The organism is Nonomuraea sp. NPDC054003 (assembly GCF_055585125.1).
Window position 1 is genome coordinate 363,901 of sequence record NZ_JBVJKR010000010.1, and the last position, 19,000, is coordinate 382,900.

Below are 19,000 nucleotides of genomic sequence, written 5' to 3' on the forward strand. Positions count from 1 at the left end.
ACGTTGTCGGTGGAGGCGTTCCAGGCGAGGGAGATGCTGGCGCTGGTCACGCCGGTGGAGCGCAGGTTGCCCGGCACCGACGGGGCCTGCGTGTCACCGCCTCCGCCGCCGGTCGGCAGCCACAGCGCCGGCACGTTCGGCGGCTCCCAGCCGGGCTGCGACGTGTGACTCTGACGGCACTCGTACTCGACGCCCTGATAGGTGATCCGGGTGCCCGTGGTGTACGAGGTCCACGGCGCCCACTCGGCGAGCGCGGACATGCCCGAGGAGGAGGCGGAGGCCGTCGCCGGCACGGCGACCAGCACGGTGAGCGGCATGAGTAACGCGGCAAGGATGGCCAGGACTCTGTGTTTCATGATGCTCCGACATCCGGTTGGAGGGGTGAACAGGGGGGTGGGATGGGAGTCGCGCTGTCCAGGAAACTATTAGTAAAGTTTCCTTTATATTCGTTCCGAAGATAACCTCTGCCGGAGGCCGTCGTCAAGCAGCCTGCAAGCCGGACGATCGCCTCGTCCGGCACAATCGACGGCATGCCTTCGATCAGCGGCATCCGTCCCCTCCGCGCCAACGACCCCACCCAGATCGCCGGCTACGCGCTGCGGGGGCGCCTCGGCGAGGGCGGGCAAGGGGTGGTGTTCCTCGGCGAGTCGGACTCCGGGCAGCAGGTGGCGGTCAAGCTCCTGCACGCCGACTTCGGCAACGACACCGACGCCCGGCGCTACTTCCACCGCGAGCTGGCCGCGCTCCAGCGGGTCGCGCCGTTCTGCACCGCGCGGGTGCTCGCCGCCGACCCCGAGTCCGACCCGCCGTACGTGATCAGCGAGTACGTGGAAGGCCCGTCCCTGCACGAGGCCGTGCGCGACCGCGGCGTGCTGACCGGCACCGACCTGGACCGGCTGGCCGTGGCCACCGCGACGGCCCTGGGCGCCATCCACGCGGCGGGCATCGTGCACCGCGACTTCAAACCTGGCAACGTGCTGCTGGCCGCCGACGGCCCACGGGTGATCGACTTCGGCATCGCCCGGCCGTTCGAGGGCACCGCCGCTCCGGCCAGCGGGATCGTCGGCACTCCCGCGTACATGTCGCCCGAGCAGCTGGCGGGGCATCCGGCGGGGGCGCCGCTCGACATGTTCGCCTGGGCGTGCACGATCGCGTTCGCGGCCAACGGGCGCCCGCCGTTCGGGCAGGAGCCGATGCCCGCCGTGATCAACCGGATTCTCAACGGCGAGCCCGACCTGGGCCGGCTGTCGGGACGGCTGCGCGAGTACGTGGCCGCCTGCCTGGTCAAGGACCCGGCCCGGCGGCCGACGGCCCAGCAGACGCTGCTCGGCCTGATGGACAAGCGCCAGGAAGCCTTCCCGACGGCCAGGCCGGGATCCCTCCCGCCGCCGAGCGGCCCGCCGGTGCCGCTTCCCCCGCCCGGCTCCACACCTCCGCCCGGTTCCACGCCCCCGCCCGGTTCCACGCCCCCGCCCGGTTCCACGCCCCCGCCCGGGTACGTGAACACCCCGTGGGGGTCCGGGCCGACCGGGTCGCCCACCACCGAGCCCGGCCGCAGGCGCGCCGGGATGGCCATCGGCGCGTCGCTCGTCGCCGCGGCCGTGACGGTGGCCACCGTGGCCGTGACGCTCGTGCTCAACCTGGACCGCCCGGCGACCCCCACCCCCACCCCGAGCCCCGGCGGGTCGGCGGCCTCCGGCAGCCCCTCACCGGTCGAGAACCAGATCGCCCGCTCGCCCCGCCTGGGCATCGAGGTGTGGCAGGGCGGCGCGGCGAGCACGATGGCGTTCACCGACGAGGACAAGGAGTTCAGCGACAAAGAGATCAGCACCGTCTCCATGAAGGCGGAGCCGTTCGAGCTGCGCCTGCCGACGCTCCCGGAGGACACCGCCGCCCAGATCTGCGCCTGGACCGACGACTCGGTCTTCCGCATCGAGCGGGACACCAAGGTCGAGGACCACACCTGCTACAGCCCGGGCACCGGCATCGCCGACTACGAGCACGGCTCGGGCACGCTCTACCTGAACGAGGAGGCCCACAACTACCTGATCGGCGACCGGCTCGCCGAGCACTCGGACACCACGGACAAGGTCCTGTTCTCGACCATCCAGAAGGGGGACGCCACGACCCCGGCCGGCGAGTGGAAGGGCGACGTCCACCTGTCGATCTTCATCGACCGTGACGGCGACAAGCGGTTCGACCTGACCGGCCCGGCCGAGTACGAGTACCTGGTCCTCGACTTCCCGGACTAGGCGCGGGAGCGCTCGCGGCGGGCGCCCGTGGCGCCGATGCCGTGGCGGCCGTAGAAGTCGTCGACCGCCGCCAGCACGCCGTCGATCGTCGCGGGCGCGTACCCGCCGTCCCTGAGATGGCGGTGGTAGCCGTGCGCGGCGCGGATCGCGGCGGACATGTCGCCGAGCGGGTCGTGGCCCAGCACGCCGCGGGCGGAGGCGTCCGCGGTCCAGGTCAGGAAGGCGCGCACCCGGGTGAGGTAGCGGGACTTGCTGGATTCGGCGAGCCGGGCGCCGGCCAGGGCGGTGGCGTAGGCCGTGTACATCCCGTCGTAGGGCGGCGGGAGCCCGGCCTTGATGCGTGCGGTCACGAGCGGTCACTCCTCCAACGGTGCGAGGGCCTGCCAGCATGACATCGGCCGGTGGCGGTCCCTCGGTAGGGGCGGGGGTCACCGCCGGGAAGGACTTTGGCCCCTACAGCACCACCCGGCCCGCGTGCTGCACTGGCCACCATGGGCAGGAGTGTGCACGACGCCCCGCCCGTCCTGATCCAGGGCGGCATGGGCGTGGGAGTGTCAGGATGGCGGCTGGCGCGGGCGGTGTCCCGCGCCGGGCAGCTGGGCGTGGTGTCGGGGACGGCCCTGGACCTCACCCTGGCCCGGCGGCTGCAGCGGGGCGATCCCGGCGGAGACCTGCGCCGGGCGCTGGCCGCCTTCCCGGTGCCCGAGGTGGCCGCGCGGGTGCTGCGGCGCTACTTCGTGCCCGGCGGCATCCCCGAGGGCACGCCGTATCGGCCCGTGCCCCGGCTGGGCCTGCGGCAGAGCCGCGCGCTGGACGAGCTGACCGTGGTGGCCAACTTCGCCGAGGTGTACCTGGCCAAGGAGGGGCACGACGGACTGGTCGGCGTCAACTACCTGGAGAAGATCCAGATGGCCACGCCCGCCGCCCTCTACGGCGCGATGCTGGCCGGGGTCGACTACGTGCTGGTCGGCGCCGGCATCCCGGCGGAGATCCCGCACCTGCTGGACGAGCTGGCCGCGCACCGCCGGGGCGAGGTGGCCGTCACCGTGGCGGACGGCGACCGGCGGCCGGTGGCGGTCGAGCCGAACCGGCTGTTCGGGCGGACGCTCCCGCCGCTGCCGCGGCCCCGGCTGCTCGCGATCGTGTCCTCGCACGTGCTGGCCGCCTACCTGGCCCGTACGCCGCGCACCAGGCCCGACGGGTTCGTGCTGGAGTCGCCGGTGGCGGGCGGCCACAGCGCGCCGCCGCGCGGCCGGATGACGCTCGACGAGGCGGGCGAGCCGGTGTACGGGCCGCGCGATGAGGTGGACGTCGCCAAGGTGGCCGCGATCGGGCTGCCGTTCTGGCTCGCCGGAGGCTACGGCACCGCCGACGGCCTGGCCGGGGCGCTGGCCGCGGGCGCGAACGGCATCCAGGTGGGCTCGGCCTTTGCGCTCTGCCGGGAGTCGGGCCTGGACCCGGCGCTGCGGGACCGCCTGCTGCGGGGCGCCGCCGACGGCACCCTCCGGGTGCGCAACGACCCGCTGGCCTCGCCGACCGGCTTCCCCTTCAAGGTCGCCGACGTGCCCGGCACGCTCGCCGACCCGGTGGTCTACGCCGATCGCCCGCGCCTGTGCGATCTCGGTTACCTGCGCACCCCGTACGAGAAGGCGGACGGCGCGATCGGCTACCGGTGCGCGGCCGAGCCGGTCGACGTCTACGTGCGCAAGGGCCGCCCGGCGGAGGAGGCCGAGGAGCGGCGCTGCCTGTGCAACGGGCTGCTCGCGGCCATCGGGCTCGGTCAGCACCGTCCCGACGGCTACGCCGAGCCGCCCCTGCTCACGCTCGGCCAGGACACCGGCTTCCTGGCCGAACTGCCGCGGGACCACTCGGCGGCCGACGTGATCGACCGGATCCTGACGGGAGCGTGGGTGGGGACGGCCTAACCTGTGGGCCATGCGCCTGACCGCTTTCACCGACATCTCGCTGCGGATCGTGATGCGCCTGGCCGTGGAGCGGGGCGACGAGCTGATGACGACGCGGGCCATCTCCGACGTGCTCGCCGTCCCGTACACGCATGCCGCCAAGGCGGTGGCGCGGCTGAGCGAGATGGGGCTGGTGGAGGCCAGGCGCGGGCGCGGCGGCGGGCTGCAGCTCACGGCGCTGGGGCGCGGCGCGTCGGTGGGGTCCGTCGTGCGCGGCCTGGAGGGCGACGGCGAGGTGGTGGGCTGCGAGGACGCGCTGATGCCGTGCCCGCTGCGCGCCGCCTGCCGGCTGCGGGCCGCGCTCCGCGAGGCGCAGGAGGCCTTCTACGCCTCGCTCGACGAGATCACGATCGCCTCGCTGGTGGCGGCGCCCGCCGGGCCGGTGCTGCTGTCGCTGACGGCCCCGCCCGAATGAGGGACCGGGGGACCGCCCACTTAATATGCATCTCAGATTCCAATTATCTGGGAGGTTCCCCCATGCTTTCCGCGGAGAGCGCGGCCGTCGTCCGCGCCACGCTGCCCGTCGTCGGCGAGGCGCTGGACACGATCACCACCAGGTTCTACGAGACGATGTTCGCCGACCGTCCCGAACTGCTCGACGGCCTGTTCAACCGGGGCAACCAGCGCAGCGGCGAACAGCGCAGGGCGCTCGCCGGGTCCATCGCCGGCTTCGCCGCCGCGCTCCTGGAGCACCCGGACGAGCGCCCCGACGCCCTGCTGGCCCGCATCGCGCACAAGCACGCCGCCGTCGGCATCACCGAGGACCAGTACGTGATCGTCCACAAGTACCTCTTCGGCGCCATCGCCGAGGTGCTCGGCGACGCCGTCACGCCCGGGGTCGCCGCCGCCTGGGACGAGGTCTACTGGCTGATGGCCGGCGCGCTGATCGCCATGGAGGCCCGCATCTACGCCGAGGCCGGCGCGCGCGACGGCCGCACCTGGCGCCCCTGGCGGGTCGCCGACCGGCGGGAGGAGACGGCCGACGTCATGTCGCTCGTGCTGGCTCCCGTGGGCGACGAGCCCGTCCAGCCGGCCCTGCCGGGGCAGTACGTCAGCGTCCGGGTGCGCATGCCCGACGGGGTCCGGCAGCTCCGGCAGTACACGATCTCCGGCTTCGGCGAGGGCGGGCAGCGCCGCATCACCGTCAAGCGGGTGCGCGGCGAGGGCGCACCCGACGGCGAGGTGTCGAACCTGCTGCACGCCACCGTTAGGCCCGGCGACGAGCTGACCCTGTCGGCGCCGTTCGGCGACGTCGCGCTCGGCGACGGCGACCGGCCGCTGGTGCTCGCCTCCGCCGGGATCGGCTGTACCCCCATCACCGCGATGCTCCAGCACCTGGCGCTCACCGCCGACCGGCGCCGCGTCCTGCTGCTGCACGCCGACCGCTCGGCCGCGCACCACGCGCTCCGCCGCGACATGGAGGAGCTGGCGGACGCGCTGCCCGGCGCCGACCGGGTCTTCTGGTACGAGCACGGCCCCGGCGGCCGGGCCGGCCGGATCGACCTGACCGGGGTGGACGTCCCGGAGAACGCGGTCGCCTACCTGTGCGGACCGCTCGAGTTCATGCGGGACGCGCGGGAGCGGCTGATCGGCGCCGGGGTGGCGCCGCGTGACCTCCACTACGAGGTCTTCGGCCCCGACCTGTGGCTTCCGGCCGCCTGACCAGGGACCAAGGTCCCTGCCCGGCGCGGCGCCCGGCGGTGAGACTGGGGGCATGTGCAACTACTGCGGATGCCGCGACTTCCCGCTGATCGGACGGCTCTCGGCGGAGCACGTGGAGATCGGGGAGGTCGCCCGCACGCTGCGCATGGCCGTCGACCGGGCCGCCTACGCCGAGGCGCGCGACCTGCTCGACCTCCTGCTCGCCCTGCTCCTGCCGCACACCGCGGAGGAGGAGCGGGGCCTGTTCGCCGAGCTGCGCGAGGAGGGCACCCTGGCCGGGGAGGTCGACCGGCTGTGCGGGGAGCACGCGGAGATCCACGGCGTGCTCGCCGCCGTCGACCGGGCGGACCCCGACTGGGACCGGGTGCTCGGCGCGGTGAAGCGGCTGCACGAGCACATCGACAAGGAGGAGCACGGCCTGTTCCCCGCCTCCGTGATCGTCCTGCCGATCCCGGCCTGGGACCGGATCACGGCCTGACTCAGAGCGGCTTCCACATGCCGATGCGGACCGGCACGCCGGGGGAGGCGTGCACGAGGGGCTCGTCATCGGTGTCGGGCAGGCCCGCCGCGCGCCGCAGCGTCTCGTCCAGGTCCAGCAGCGCCGCGCGGTGCAGCGGCCAGGGCGGGTGCTCCACCTCGGCGGTGACGGGCCGGCCCGCGACCTGCGAGAACAGCCTGAACCTGGCCGTCAGGAAGTGCGCCGTCTCGTCCCGCTCGCGCTCCGACAGCACCAGGCCGACCTTGGACTCGGCGTGGCAGCGGGCGCCCCGCGGCCCCGGCCAGATCCTGCGGCACCGGTAACGCCATCGACCGGCGTCGACCCGTACCGACATGTCAGACCAGTGGTACGGCAGCCAGTAGCCGGCCCGGCCCCCCAGCACGGCGGGCAGCCGCCCGGCGTCGAGCGACAGGAACCAGATCCCGCCGCGCCCGTGCTCGTCACGCACGTAGGTGCGCAGGTTGGTCTCCGGGAACCGCGACACCCACGGCAGCCTGGGCAGGCCCGGCGCCCGCACGTCCTCCATCAGGAACGGCGTCATCCCCACCCAGGCGCTGCCGTCGAACGTCTCGACCGTGAGATGGCCGGGCACCAGCGGCCGGACCGTCTCGGCCGGGTAGCGCCAGTGCAGGAAGGTCATGCTGGACCAGCGGTGGTACAGCACCGGACGCGCGACGCGGGGCGAGGGCGGAGCCTTCATGGTCGGTGCCTGCCGTCAGTCGAACCGGCCCCGCCCGGCGATGCCGAGCTGCTCGGCCACCTCGTTCATGTTCTCGTAGCTGCGGTCCGGCAGCGACCGCAGCGCGGACAGCACCGCGTCCGGCGCGAACTGCTCCTGGGCCCGCTCCACCAGCTCCTTCTTGTCCGCCGGGAAGGCGTGCACGCCGCTGACCCAGCGGGCCAGGTTGCTGCGGCTGTCCACCTCCTCGGCGGTCATGCCCTCCGGAGAGCCGGGCTCCTGCGCGCGCGGCGCGGAGAGCCTCTCCTCGCCCGGCGCGTCGCCCGTCGGCTCGGGCCGCTGGTGCTCCTCCGACCGGCTGTCGTGCTTCTGCTCCTCGTCCATGCGGGGGCTGTGCTTGTCGCTGCCTCGCTGCTGCTCCATGCCACCGTTCCCTCGTTCGGTACGTGTCAGTAAGGCCGGCCGGTGCCCTCGCCCGGCAGGTAGTCGCCGTCATCCGCGTCGGTGCGGCCGGAGCCGGCGTCCGGGTCCTCGGCGAGGTCGGAGTCGACCCATTCGGTGTCGCCGCTCAGGTGGCCCCCGGCCGGGACGCGCTCGGCGAGGTTCTCGCCGTCGTCCTCGACCTCGCCCTCCTTGGCCTCGTCCACCGGACCTCGCACGCGGAAACCCGGATCGCCGCCGTGGCCCTGGTCGCCACGCGCGCCGGGCGGCATCGGGTGCGGGCTGGGACCGGCGACGACCTCCTCGTGGCCTTCGATCTCGTCGGTGCGGGCGGCCACGGCCTTCTCGTCGGAGCCTGCCGTGACGCTGTACTCGTCGTCGCGACCGGCCATGTAGCCGGCCTCCTCGGAGTAACCGCCCTTGTCCCTTTCTTTTCTGGTCATGTGGTCTCCCTATTCCGGCTCGACCCGCATGGCGGACTCCTCGGCGGAGTAACCGCCGGCGTCCGGGCCGACGTCGCGGGCCACCTCGTCCGGTTCGGTGTCGGGGTGCGCGCCCTCGTCGGCGGCCACCAGGCGGCCGGCGCGGTCCGGGTAGTCCCCCTCATCCACCCCGCTGTCCTCCTGGAAGTCGGTGTCGAGGTCGGAACCGACGCCCAGTCCGCCTTCGTCGGTGAGCGGTTGCTCGTCGGGGTCGGGGGACGGGGCCCGCTGCACGGTCACCGGCGTGTCCGTGCCGAACGACGCCTCCTCCTCCGGCACCTCGCGCTCCAGCCGGCCCTCCAAGGGCTCGCCCCGGATCTGCTCGTCGACGGTGGTGCCGAAGTCGTCGACGGCGGTGGGATGGTCCGCCGGGAGCGGAGCCTCCTGCGGGTCCTCGGCCCACTGCTGCTCCGGCGTGCCGTCCTGAAGATCCGGGATCCCCTCGTCCTCGAACCGCGAGCGCGGATCGTGTTCAGGTATGTGCTCAGTCACAGCGTCCCCTCCAGGTTTTCAGGCCGTCCATCGCCCGCTACCCCGGACGGCCGGAACCTCACAGGAGACGCGACCTCAGCGGAAGGCGAGCCCTTCGAACGTGCCGGACGCGCGCCACCGGTCGATGTAGTCGAAGAACGCGGTCGCGCCGTGCGGGTAGCCGACGAAGAGGCGGCCGAGCAGCCCGGCGTCCCGGCCCTCGTTGTTGTAGTAGCCGGGAGTGCAGTCGGCCCCGCCGAGCAGCCCGCCCGTCCCCGTCAGCAGCAGCTCCACCCAGGCGTCCTCGGCCTCGGCGGCCACCTCGACCTCGCGGTGACCGTGGTCGAGGGCGTACCGGACGATCGCCGCGATGGTCCTGCCGGATTCGGTGAGGTTGTGCGGGATGTTGGAGACGAGGTTGGCGCCCTGGGTGGGCTGCACGATGAAGACGTTGGGGAAGCCGTGCACGTGGATGCCGTGCAGCGTGCGCATGCCGTCGGCCCAGCGCTCCGACAGCCTGACCCCGCCGCGCCCGACCAGGTCGTAGCCGGCCCGCCGGGTGAACTCGGTGCCCACCTCGAACCCGGAGGCGTAGATCAGGCAGTCGAGATCGTACTCCCGGCCCGCGGCCACGACGCCCTTCGCGGTGATCCGCTCCACGCCCTTGCCGTCGGTGTCGACCAGGTGGGTGTTCGGCCGGTTGAACGCCTGCAGATACTCGTCGTGGAAGCAGGGACGCTTGCAGAGCTGGCGGTACCACGCCTTCAGCGCGCGGGCCGTCTCCGGATCCTCGACCACGGCGTCCACGCGGTCCCTGATCTCCGCCATCTTCTCGAAGTCGGAGTCCTCGAACGCGGCCAGCATCCGCTCCAGGGTCCGCTCCTCCGGCGGCAGCTCGGCGATCCTGGTGCGGACCCTGCGCGCGATGTCGGTCCAGCCGTCCATCACCAGGTCCTCGTCGGCGAGCACGCCGGTCTGCATGGCGGTGAAGTTCTCCAGCCAGCGCCGCTGCCAGCCGGGGGTGGCGATCGAGGCGAACCACTCGGGGTCGGTCGGCCGGTTGTCGCGCACGTCCACCGACGACGGCGTGCGCTGGAACACGTGGAGCTCGCCGCAGGCCCGCGCCAGGTGGGGCACGCACTGCACGGCCGTGGCCCCGGTGCCGATGACGCCCACCCGCTTGTCGCCGAGTCGGTCCAGGGGCGCGCCGGACGGGTCGCCGCCGGTGTAGTCGTAGTCCCACCGGCTGGTGTGGAAGGAGTGGCCGCGGAAGTCCTCGATGCCGGGGATGCCGGGCAACTTAGGCACGTGCAGCGGCCCGATGCCCATGGCCAGGAAGCGCGCCGTGAACGCGTCGCCCCGGTCTGTCGTGACGATCCAGCGGGACCGGGACCCGTCCCATTCGAGGCCGGTGACCTCGGTGTGGAACAGCGCGTCGTCGTACAGGCCGAAGTGCTTGCCGATGCGCCGGCAGTGTTCGAGGATCTCCGGCGCGTGCGCGTACTTCTCCGTGGGCATGTGGCCGGTCTCTTCGAGCAGCGGCATGTACACGTACGAGGCGGTGTCGCACTGCGCGCCCGGGTAGCGGTTCCAGTACCACGTGCCGCCGAAGTCGCCGCCCTTCTCGACGATGCGCACGTCCTCGACGCCGGCCTCCTTGAGCCGGGCCCCGGTGAGCAGGCCGGCGAAGCCGCCGCCGATGAACGCGACCGTCACGTCGTCGGTCTTCGGCGCTCGCTCGGTCCTCGGCGTGTACGGGTCGTCGAGGTAGCGGGCGAACCGGCCGGTGAGCCGGACGTACTGGTCGTTGCCGTCGGGACGCAACCGCTTGTCGCGCTCTTCCCGATATTTCAGGCGAATGGCCTCTTTGTCCACGATGCGCGCTCCGAAGGACGGGATTCCAGAATGGCATTCCGAAATAGTGCCGACAAGAGCCCTTCAGGACGTCCGCGGCGTCAGCGTGTCGCGCGTCCAGGAACCCAGCACCAGCAATGTCTTGGTGCCCGTCACGTCGCCCGCCCTGCGCAGCCGGTCGACGACCTGCTGCAGGTGGCCCAGGTCGCGCACCCGGACGTGGATGAGCGCGTCGGGGTCGCCGGCGATCGTGAACACCTCCTGCACCTCCGGCACGGTCGCCGCGGTGCGGACGATCTCGGCGACCGGGGTCGTGCCCGGATAGCTCAGCTCGGTGAACGCCTCGATGCCCCACCCCAGCTTCGCATAGTCGATCTGGACGGTGAAGCCGGTGATCACCCCGAGCTCCCTGAGCCGGTCGACGCGCCGCTTGACCGCCGCCACCGACAGGCCGATCCGCTCGGCCATCTCCGAGAACGTGCGGCGGCCGTCCTCCCGGAGCAGGCGCAGCAGCCGGTGGTCGATCTCGTCGACGTCTGACATGGGAAAGCCTCCTCACCGGCGCAAAGAAAGCAGCCGAATCCCCCAACAGTCTCAAACTTTTTGCGTCTTTCAACACCCTCCCCGCTTGACTCTTGCGCGTCCATGGGCCTCGTTGCTGTGCTGGGGGTTCCCCCCGCACGAAGGAGGTTCGCGTGAGCGTGACTCCCGCTGAGGTGTCGATCGACGACAAGTACGCGGCCGAGAGCGGCCGGGTGCTGATCTCCGGCATCCAGGCCCTGGTCCGGCTGACCCTGGAGCAGCGCAGGCTCGACCGCGAGCGCGGCCTGGACACCCGGGTCTTCGTCTCCGGCTACCAGGGCTCCCCGCTGGGCGGCGTCGACCTGGAGATGGGGCGGGCGGCGCGCTTCCTGGAGCCCGCCGGCGTGGTGTTCAGGCCCGGACTGAACGAGGAACTGGCCGCCACCGCCGTGGCCGGCACCCAGCTCCTCGACGCGCTGCCCGGCCGCCGCCACGAGGGGGTCACCGGCTTCTGGTACGGCAAGAACCCCGGCCTGGACCGGGCCGCCGACGCCATCCGCCACGGCAACCTGGCCGGCACCGCGCCGCTCGGCGGGGCCGTGGCCTGGATCGGCGACGACCCCGGCAGCAAGTCCTCCACCGTGCCCAGCTCGTGCGAGCCGATGTGCCAGAGCCTGTCGATGCCGCTGCTCGCGCCCGGCTCGGTCGCCGAGATCATCGAGTACGGGCTGCACGCGGTGGCGCTGTCCCGCGCCAGCGGCCTGTGGACCGGCCTGAAGATCGTCGCCGACGTCGCGGACGCCGCCGCCACCGTCGAGGTCGGCGGCCACCACGGCGTCCCGGAGCCCGGGCGGCCCGGCCCGCGCAAGCCGCCGGTGCTGGTCGGCCCGGCCTCGCTGGACGCCGAGCACGACATGCTCACCCGCCGCCTCGACGTGGCCCGCGCCTACGGCCACGCGCACGGGCTGAACCGCGTCGTGTTCGACGCCCCGCACGCCAAGCTGGGCATCCTCGCCTCCGGCACCGGATTCGCCGTGGTCCGGCGCGCGCTGGCTGACCTCGGCCTGGACGAGAGCGCCATGACGGACCTCGGGATCCGGCTGATCAAGATCGGCATGCCGTTCCCGCTCGACCACGCCGCGCTGGCCGCCCAGACCGCCGGGCTGGAGCGGGTGCTCGTCGTCGAGGACAAGGTGCCGTTCCTGGAAGGGCAGCTCAAGCAGGCGCTCTACGGCGGCCAGCACACCCCGGCCGTGCACGGCCGCGACCTGCTCACCGCCCGCGGCACGCTCGGCGCCGACGAGGTGGCCGAAGCCGTCGCCCGCTGCGTCGGCCCGGACCGGCTCCCCAGGAAACCGGCCGCGCCCAGGCCCGCGCGCCGCATGCTGCCGCTGGTCGCCGCCCGCACCCCTTACTTCTGCTCGGGCTGCCCGCACAACACCTCCACCCGCACCACCGACGACACGCTCGTCGGCGTCGGCATCGGCTGCCACGCCATGATCGCGCTGGACGGCGACGGGCGCGGCACCCAGGTCGGGCTCACCCAGATGGGCGGCGAGGGCGCCCAGTGGATCGGGCTCGCCCCGTTCACCGGCGACCGCCACTTCGTGCAGAACCTCGGCGACGGCACCTTCCACCACTCCGGCTCCCTCGCCGTCCGCGCCGCCGTCGCCGCCGGCGTGACGATGACGTACAAGCTCCTCTACAACGACGCCGTCGCCATGACGGGAGGCCAGCGCGCCGAGGGCCGCCTGGACGTGCCCGCCCTCGCCCACGAGCTGGCGCTCGAAGGCGTACGGGAGATCGTCGTCACCACCCCTGAGCCAGAGACGTACCGGGGCGTCCGGCTGCCCGGCATCGCCCGCGTCCGCCACCGCGACGAGCTCCAGCAGGCCGAGAAGGAGCTGGCCGCGGTCGACGGCGTCACCGTGCTCATCCACGACGACCGGTGCGCCGCCGAGGAGCGGCGGCTGCGCAAGCGCGGCAAGCTGCCCGTCCCGGCCGCCAAGGTCGTGGTGAACGAGCGCGTCTGCGAAGGCTGCGGCGACTGCGGCGACGTCTCCACCTGCCTGTCGGTGCAGCCGGTGCAGACCGAGTTCGGCCGCAAGACCCGCATCCACCAGCCGTCCTGCAACACCGACCTGAGCTGCCTCAAGGGCGACTGCCCGTCGTTCCTGCTGGTCGAGCCGGGCACCAGAAGCGCGCACCGGGTGCCGGACCTGCCCGTCGAACCCGGCGAACCGGACCGCAAGGTCGGCGACACCGTGCTCATCAGGATGCCCGGCATCGGCGGCACCGGCGTCGTCACCGTCTCCCAGATCCTGCAGATGGCCGCCCACCTCGACGGCCTGCACGCCGCCGGGCTGGAGCAGACCGGGCTCGCGCAGAAGGGCGGCCCGGTCGTCAGCGACGTCCGCATCTCCGCCCGGCCGCTCACCGGCTCGGTGCGGGCCACCCGCGGCGCCGCCGACGTGCTCATCGGCTTCGACCTGCTCGGCGCCGCCGCCGACGGCAACCTCTCCGTCGCCGCCCCGGACCGGACCATCGCCGTCGTCGACACCTCGGTCGTGCCCACCGCCGCCATGGTGACCGGCCGCGCCGCCGTGCCCGGCTCGCCCGCCGACGCGCTGGCCCGCATCGAGTCCGCCACCCGTTCGGGCCTCTACGTGGACGCGCACGGGCTCGCCGAGGCGCTCTTCGACGACCACATGCCGGCCAACATGCTCCTGGTCGGCGCCGCCTACCAGCACGGCTGCCTGCCCGTCTCCGCCACCGCTCTCGAGCGCGCCATCGCGCTCAACGGTGCCGCCGTGGACAAGAACGTGGCCGCCTTCCGCTGGGGCCGCGCCCTGGCTCACGACCGCGACGCCGTGCTCAAGGCCGCCGGGCTCGTCGTCCCGGAGCCCACCGGCCTGGAGGAGGCGCTCGCCATCCGCGTCGCCGACCTCACCGGCTACCAGAACGCCACGTACGCTCGCACGTACGCGGAAGACGTGCGGCGCGTCACCGCGCTCGCCGTCGAACGGGCCGGCCAGGAGGCCGGCACCCGCGTCGCGCTCGCCTACGCCAGGAGCCTGCACCACCTCATGGCCTACAAGGACGAGTACGAGGTCGCCCGCCTGCACCTCGACCCTGCCGAGCAGGCTCGGCGGGACCGCGAGTTCGGGCCCGACGCCAAGGTGTCCGTGCTGCTGCACCCGCCCGTGTTCCGCGCGCTCGGCATGAAGCGCAAGATCAAGCTGCGCCGCTCGGCCGGGGTGCTCTTCCGCGGCCTGCGCGCCGCCCGCGTGCTGCGCGGCACCGCGCTCGACGTGTTCGGCCGCGCCGAGGTACGCCGGGTCGAGCGCGGGCTCGTGGGGGAATACCGTGATCTCATGAACGACGCCCTCGACCGCCTCACCCCCTCGACCGCCGACGCGGTGGCCGAGCTGGCGGCGCTGCCGGAGGGCATCCGCGGATACGAGGACATCAAGCTGGCCCGCGTCGCGGAATACCGTGAGCGCGCCGCCGCGGCCCTCGCGGCCCTCACCCAGGACGACCGGCTCCGGACCACCGCTCGGGAGAGATCATGACCGTCGACCGCCTGCTCCCCAGCCAGGACGCCCGGGACCTCATCGAGCTGACCCGCGAGATCGCCGACAAGGAGCTCGCCCGCCGGGCCGACCGGCACGAGCGCGAGGAGACCTACCCTGCGGGCCTGTTCCCGCTGCTGGGCGAGGCGGGGCTGCTCGGGCTCGCGTACCCGGAGGAGTACGGCGGCGGCGGCCAGCCGTACGAGGTGTACCTCCAGGTGATCGAGGAACTGGCGGCCCGCTGGGCGTCGGTCGCCGTCGCCGTGAGCGTCCACACCCTCGCCTGCTTCCCGGTCTTCACCTACGGCACTGACGAGCAGAAGTCGCGCTGGCTGCCCGACATGCTGGCCGGCCGGCTCATCGGCGGCTACAGCCTCTCCGAACCCCAGGCCGGCTCCGACGCCGCCGCCCTCACCTGCCAGGCCGTCAAGACCGACGACGGCTACCGGATCACCGGCAACAAGGCGTGGATCACCCACGGCGGCATCGCCGACTTCTACGCCCTGTTCGCCCGCACCAGCTCCGGGAGCCGCGGCATCTCCTGCTTCCTGGCTCCGGGCACGGCCGACGGGCTGACCTTCGGGCGTCCGGAGGAGAAGATGGGCCTGCACGCCGTCCCCACCACCACCGCCCACTACGACGGCGTCCTGCTGGACTCCTCCCGGCTCCTGGGCGCGGAGGGCGAGGGTCTGCAGATCGCGTTCAGCGCCCTCGACTCCGGCCGCCTCGGCATCGCCGCCTGCGCCGTCGGCCTGGCCCAGGCGGCTCTGGACGAGGCGGTGACGTACGCCAAGGAGCGGCAGACGTTCGGCAAGCGCATCATCGACCACCAGGGGTTGGGGTTCCTGCTGGCGGACATGGCGGCGGCGGTGGACTCGGCGCGGGCCACCTACCTGGACGCGGCGCGACGCCGGGACGCTGGGCTGGGGTACTCGCGGCAGGCTTCGGTGGCGAAGCTGGTGGCCACGGACGCGGCGATGAAGGTGACCACGGACGCGGTGCAGGTGTTCGGGGGGTACGGGTACACGCGGGAGTTCCGGGTGGAGCGGTACATGCGTGAGGCGAAGATCATGCAGATCTTCGAGGGGACGAACCAGATCCAGCGGCTGGTGATCAGCCGGCACTTGGCCAAGTAGTGCCCGACACGGGGAAACCCTGCCTGCTGGGTGTCGGAGCCACATTTCGCTGGTGACATAGTGCAGACACGCATCTTCGGGCGATGTCGACGCCCCGAGCAGACTCGGCAGGAGAAAGCAGCGATGGTTTCTGTCAGCAGGGAGAGGCCGGAACAGACGGAAGAGCGTCTGCAGCGGGTGATCGCCCAGGCCGATGTCCTCGTGCATGATGGTGTCTGGTGTTTTGAGGAGTTCCCCATCGACCAGCCGCCGGTGCTCAACGGCGACGAACTGGCCGTGGTCCGTGACGACCAGAGCTGGAGCCGCCTGGTCCCCTACAGCCAGGAACACGAACACGTCGAACGTTTTGGGATCTTCTCCTTTCACTTTCCCTCTGAGCTCGACAACAGCGGCTTCGTCGGTTGGCTCGCCAGTCACCTGAAGGTGAGGCTGGGGACGGGGGTGTTCGTCATCTGCGGGAGCAACCGTGCCCGTGGTGGCATCTATGACTATTGGGGGTGCCCGATCGACCTGCTGGACGAGGCCGTCGCAGTCGTCAAGGCACTACGCGCGGCCTTCCCCGACATGGACAGTTGATGGATGAGGGCTAGCCCCGTTTTCTGTACGTGGGCGATCTTCATCGGAGGTCTCCTGGATCGATATCCAGAAGGTTCGGGAGACGGAGTTGGAGATCGGTGGGTCGTGGGATGGTCGGGGGTGACTGGCCGATGCCCGTGCTGCGTTCCAGCCGGGCCAGATCATCCCGGGCGTGATCGAGAAACGGGGCCAGCCGCGTCACCAGGCGGGGTTCAGCCGGATCTCGATGTCGTCGCACATCGTCTCCGGCGCTGCGTCGGCGGTTACGCGGACCCGTATCGGACGGCCGGTGTCGGTCTCGACGAACGACAGAGGCGGGCGGCCTTCCTGTAGGTACGTGTCGCCCCATTGCATCAGCGACAGAAACACCGGCAGCAGGTCCCGGCCCGCCTCGGTCAGCCGGTACTCGTCGCGGGCCCGGCTCCCCGGCTCCCGATAGAGAACGGGCGCGACAATACCCGCGGCCTTCAGCTGTTTGAGTGCCCGAGACACCGCAGGGGCCGAGGTCCCGATCCGCGCCACGAAGTCGTCAAACCTGGTCGTGCCGTAGAAGCATTCGCGGACCACCAGGAATACCGTCTTGGTGCTGAGCAGGTCCAGCACCCGCCCCGCCGAGCATCCATCGCCGATCGACCACGCATCTCGGTCGCGTAGCCGTTCCTCGAACTTCATCGCCATCTCACCATTGTAACTAACGTTTGCGTTATCCAGCATGGCGTGCTTACATCTCACTAACGACATCGTTAGCCAGAGGGAGAGTGCAGTGGTTGCAGTAGCGGGCAGAGTGGTTGTGGTGACCGGGGGCCGACGTGGGCTCGGTGCGGCGCTGGTCGATGAGGTGCTGGCGCGCGGGGCGCGAAAGGTGTACTCGACTGCGCGCTCGGCGTACATCGACGACCGTCCAGAGGTGGTTACCGCCGAGTTGGAGGTCCGCTCGGAGGCGTCGGTCGCCGCCCTCGCGAAGGTCGCCGCCGACGTCGAGATCGTGTTCAACAACGCTGGCATCCTGTTGCCGGCTCCGCTGCTGACGGGTGACTTCGAGCGCGCCACCGTGACGTTCGACGTCAACGTCTTCGGACCCCTGCGGATGGCACGGGCGTTCGCGCCGATCCTGGCCGCGAACGGTGGGGGCGCACTGGTGAACATGCACTCCGTGCTGTCCTGGCTGGCCGGCGCCGGCGCCTACGGGGCGTCCAAGGCGGCGGCGTGGTCCATCACGAACTCGCTCCGACTCGAACTAGCGCGCCAGAACACCCAGGTCGTCGGCGTTCACGCAGGGTTCATCGACACCGAAATGGTCTCCGCCATGGACCTGCCGAAGGCGACGCCGGCCGAGGTGGCCGCGCGGATCGTCGACGGCCTGGAGGCCCAGGCCACGGAGGTGCTCGCCGACGACGTCACCATCGCCACCAAGGCGGCGCTGTCCGGCCCCGTGGAGCGCCTGGCCTTCTCGGTCGCCGGTTGACATCGCGTCCCAACACTTAAGGAGTACTGACCCGCAATGCCACTGTGGACTGTTCATCACACGCCCGGAATCTTCACCGACAAGGAGAAGCACCAACTCGCCTCCCAGATCGCCGACCACTACGAACAGGTGGGGCTGCCCCGGTTCTACGTGATCACGCTGTTCCACCAGACCCGGCCCGAGGATTTCTACGTCGGTGGGGAGCCGGCCCCGGTCGGGGTCCGCATTGTGATCGACCACATCGCCCGCCGCAACGCCGATCGAGAGAGCCGGCGCCGGACCGCCCAGTGGGTCAAGGGCATGCTGCAGCCCCACCTCGAACGGAACGCAGGGCTGCACTGGGAGTTCCACATCGACGAGACCAGCGACGACCTCTGGATGATCAACGGGATCGCGCCGCCCCCGGCAGGCTCCGACGCCGAGAAGCTCTGGGCTGAGAGCAACTCGGCGTCCCCCTACTGACCGCACCGCCGGTACCGTCCCCGGAAGAGACGAGCCGCACCTGCCATGAGGTCGCTGGTGTGCGCCCTCATCCAGATGTCCTGTCTCATTCGATCTCGCCTCCGGGAGGCGTCCTGACATGCGGAGATGCAAGGTCGGATGAGACGCCGAAGTTCCGTCGTCTCACTTGATGTTGCCTGGCGCGCGAAGGCACCAAAAACGATCCCTCCGGCGGAAGCTCGAGAACCTTCGTCAGTGGAGCCGACGCGACCGTGGCCGTCTACGCGAGATCTTCCGCTCGTCGGCCTTGAGACCGCGGAGTGTCCACAGTCCGTACAGAGCCAGCAGCGGTTTGACGAGCGTCCATTCGCCGGGGCGGTAGTCATCCGCGTGCACAAGCCTCTCGGCGAGATCAGGGCGCTGCCGCCGCAGGTACGCGCGGGCCTTGAGGGCGTGAGCCGGCTGGGAGACGATCTTGATACGGTCGACGTCCTCAAGCAGGGGAATCACGTTCGTGATGTTCTCCCATGTCGTCGCGCTCTGGTCTTCGAGGAGCACCGCGCCGTCGAATCCGAGCACCGACTTCGCGTAATCGGCCATCAACCGCGCCTCCGCGGCGCCACCGCTGGTCGCACCGCCGCTGAAGATGACGCGAGTGTCGCGCGCACTGTCGGTGGTGATGGAGCGAATTCCAGCACGGACTCGCCAGCGGTTGAGGAAGTTCGCCGTGGGCTGGGGGTTCCGGTAACCCAACACGACCACGGCCTCGGCGGGGCCTGCACTGTTCACCACGAGAGTGCGGGACCAGCGCCAGTTCAACCACTCGCCCCAGACCAGGACTCCAGCCCCGGCTATCAGCATTCCTGTCCTTCGCCGCATGCCGGCGACTCTAGCCTGCGGCTTTCACAGCGAATTTGAGCCGACCTGATAGTTCACATAAGAAAAGTGCCCTTGAGCTGGGAGGATCGGGCTTGTCTAAGGCCC

The 19,000-nt window shown here is 71.6% G+C and carries 20 protein-coding genes; 10 read left to right on the top strand and 10 right to left on the bottom strand.

The window, feature by feature from the left end:
• Positions 1-356, bottom strand: a 356-nt coding sequence (locus tag ACZ6YG_RS27325) for a carbohydrate-binding protein (RefSeq protein ID WP_466019570.1), incomplete at its 3' end; no start/stop codon positions are given.
• Between the two features lie 174 nt (positions 357-530).
• Between ACZ6YG_RS27325 and ACZ6YG_RS27330 the strand changes: the two genes are divergently transcribed.
• Positions 531-2,252, top strand: a complete 1,722-nt coding sequence (locus ACZ6YG_RS27330) for a serine/threonine-protein kinase (protein WP_466019571.1) — start codon at positions 531-533, stop codon at positions 2,250-2,252.
• Here ACZ6YG_RS27330 and ACZ6YG_RS27335 read toward each other — a convergent pair.
• The gene (locus ACZ6YG_RS27335) at positions 2,249-2,602 is read right to left on the bottom strand and encodes a hypothetical protein (protein WP_148035382.1); all 354 of its coding nucleotides are present in this window, start codon (positions 2,600-2,602) and stop codon (positions 2,249-2,251) included. The genes ACZ6YG_RS27330 and ACZ6YG_RS27335 overlap by 4 nt on opposite strands.
• Before the next feature lie 141 nt (positions 2,603-2,743).
• Here ACZ6YG_RS27335 and ACZ6YG_RS27340 point away from each other — a divergent pair, with 141 nt between their 5' ends.
• The 4 genes from ACZ6YG_RS27340 (at position 2,744) to ACZ6YG_RS27355 (ending at position 6,356) form a co-directional block, all read left to right on the top strand.
• Complete coding sequence (locus ACZ6YG_RS27340) at positions 2,744-4,177, top strand: nitronate monooxygenase (protein WP_466019572.1); 1,434 nt, start codon at positions 2,744-2,746, stop codon at positions 4,175-4,177.
• A gap of 10 nt (positions 4,178-4,187) precedes the next feature.
• Entirely contained in the window at positions 4,188-4,631 is a 444-nt protein-coding gene (locus ACZ6YG_RS27345) for an RrF2 family transcriptional regulator (protein WP_148035380.1), read from the top strand.
• 62 nt (positions 4,632-4,693) lie between these two features.
• Positions 4,694-5,878 carry a globin domain-containing protein gene (locus tag ACZ6YG_RS27350; RefSeq protein ID WP_466019573.1) on the top strand — a complete coding sequence of 395 codons (1,185 nt, stop codon included), beginning with the start codon at positions 4,694-4,696 and terminating at the stop codon, positions 5,876-5,878.
• 52 nt (positions 5,879-5,930) lie between these two features.
• Positions 5,931-6,356, top strand: coding sequence for a hemerythrin domain-containing protein (locus ACZ6YG_RS27355; RefSeq protein WP_466019574.1), 426 nt, complete (start codon positions 5,931-5,933; stop codon positions 6,354-6,356).
• A gap of 1 nt (position 6,357) precedes the next feature.
• On the opposite strand, the gene ACZ6YG_RS27360 is transcribed toward ACZ6YG_RS27355, so the two are convergent.
• The 6 genes from ACZ6YG_RS27360 to ACZ6YG_RS27385 form a co-directional block, all read right to left on the bottom strand.
• The gene (locus ACZ6YG_RS27360; RefSeq protein ID WP_466019575.1) at positions 6,358-7,077 is read right to left on the bottom strand and encodes a YqjF family protein; all 720 of its coding nucleotides are present in this window, start codon (positions 7,075-7,077) and stop codon (positions 6,358-6,360) included.
• A 15-nt stretch (positions 7,078-7,092) separates the two neighbouring features.
• Entirely contained in the window at positions 7,093-7,479 is a 387-nt protein-coding gene (locus ACZ6YG_RS27365) for a DUF2795 domain-containing protein (protein ID WP_148035376.1), read from the bottom strand.
• A 26-nt stretch (positions 7,480-7,505) separates the two neighbouring features.
• The gene (locus tag ACZ6YG_RS27370) at positions 7,506-7,940 is read right to left on the bottom strand and encodes a hypothetical protein (protein ID WP_466019576.1); all 435 of its coding nucleotides are present in this window, start codon (positions 7,938-7,940) and stop codon (positions 7,506-7,508) included.
• Between the two features lie 9 nt (positions 7,941-7,949).
• Positions 7,950-8,471, bottom strand: a complete 522-nt coding sequence (locus ACZ6YG_RS27375; protein WP_219542948.1) for a DUF5709 domain-containing protein — start codon at positions 8,469-8,471, stop codon at positions 7,950-7,952.
• A gap of 75 nt (positions 8,472-8,546) precedes the next feature.
• Positions 8,547-10,325 (bottom strand): flavin-containing monooxygenase, encoded by a 1,779-nt coding sequence (locus ACZ6YG_RS27380; RefSeq protein ID WP_466019577.1) that lies wholly within the window; start codon positions 10,323-10,325, stop codon positions 8,547-8,549.
• Between the two features lie 63 nt (positions 10,326-10,388).
• Positions 10,389-10,847, bottom strand: coding sequence for an Lrp/AsnC family transcriptional regulator (locus ACZ6YG_RS27385; RefSeq protein ID WP_148035372.1), 459 nt, complete (start codon positions 10,845-10,847; stop codon positions 10,389-10,391).
• Between the two features lie 152 nt (positions 10,848-10,999).
• On the opposite strand from ACZ6YG_RS27385, the gene ACZ6YG_RS27390 reads away from it, so the two are divergent.
• From ACZ6YG_RS27390 to ACZ6YG_RS27400, 3 genes are all read left to right on the top strand, one after another.
• Complete coding sequence (locus ACZ6YG_RS27390) at positions 11,000-14,398, top strand: indolepyruvate ferredoxin oxidoreductase family protein (protein ID WP_466019578.1); 3,399 nt, start codon at positions 11,000-11,002, stop codon at positions 14,396-14,398.
• A complete protein-coding gene (locus tag ACZ6YG_RS27395; protein WP_466019579.1) occupies positions 14,395-15,534 on the top strand; it encodes an acyl-CoA dehydrogenase family protein in 1,140 nt (379 codons plus the stop codon). Before ACZ6YG_RS27390 ends, ACZ6YG_RS27395 begins: the two co-directional genes overlap by 4 nt.
• Positions 15,535-15,657: 123 nt before the next feature.
• Positions 15,658-16,110: a DUF6196 family protein gene (locus tag ACZ6YG_RS27400; protein WP_466019580.1), complete on the top strand. Its 453-nt coding sequence runs from the start codon at positions 15,658-15,660 to the stop codon at positions 16,108-16,110.
• 198 nt (positions 16,111-16,308) lie between these two features.
• On the opposite strand, the gene ACZ6YG_RS27405 is transcribed toward ACZ6YG_RS27400, so the two are convergent.
• Complete coding sequence (locus ACZ6YG_RS27405) at positions 16,309-16,788, bottom strand: winged helix-turn-helix transcriptional regulator (RefSeq protein WP_364229480.1); 480 nt, start codon at positions 16,786-16,788, stop codon at positions 16,309-16,311.
• A gap of 34 nt (positions 16,789-16,822) precedes the next feature.
• Between ACZ6YG_RS27405 and ACZ6YG_RS27410 the strand changes: the two genes are divergently transcribed.
• Positions 16,823-17,575, top strand: a complete 753-nt coding sequence (locus tag ACZ6YG_RS27410) for an SDR family oxidoreductase (RefSeq protein WP_466019581.1) — start codon at positions 16,823-16,825, stop codon at positions 17,573-17,575.
• Positions 17,576-17,611: 36 nt separating this feature from the next.
• Positions 17,612-18,037: a tautomerase family protein gene (locus ACZ6YG_RS27415; protein ID WP_466019582.1), complete on the top strand. Its 426-nt coding sequence runs from the start codon at positions 17,612-17,614 to the stop codon at positions 18,035-18,037.
• 231 nt (positions 18,038-18,268) lie between these two features.
• Here the strand turns inward: ACZ6YG_RS27415 and ACZ6YG_RS27420 are convergent, their stop codons facing one another.
• Positions 18,269-18,895, bottom strand: coding sequence for a YdcF family protein (locus ACZ6YG_RS27420; protein WP_466019583.1), 627 nt, complete (start codon positions 18,893-18,895; stop codon positions 18,269-18,271).
• Positions 18,896-19,000: the final 105 nt, after the last annotated feature.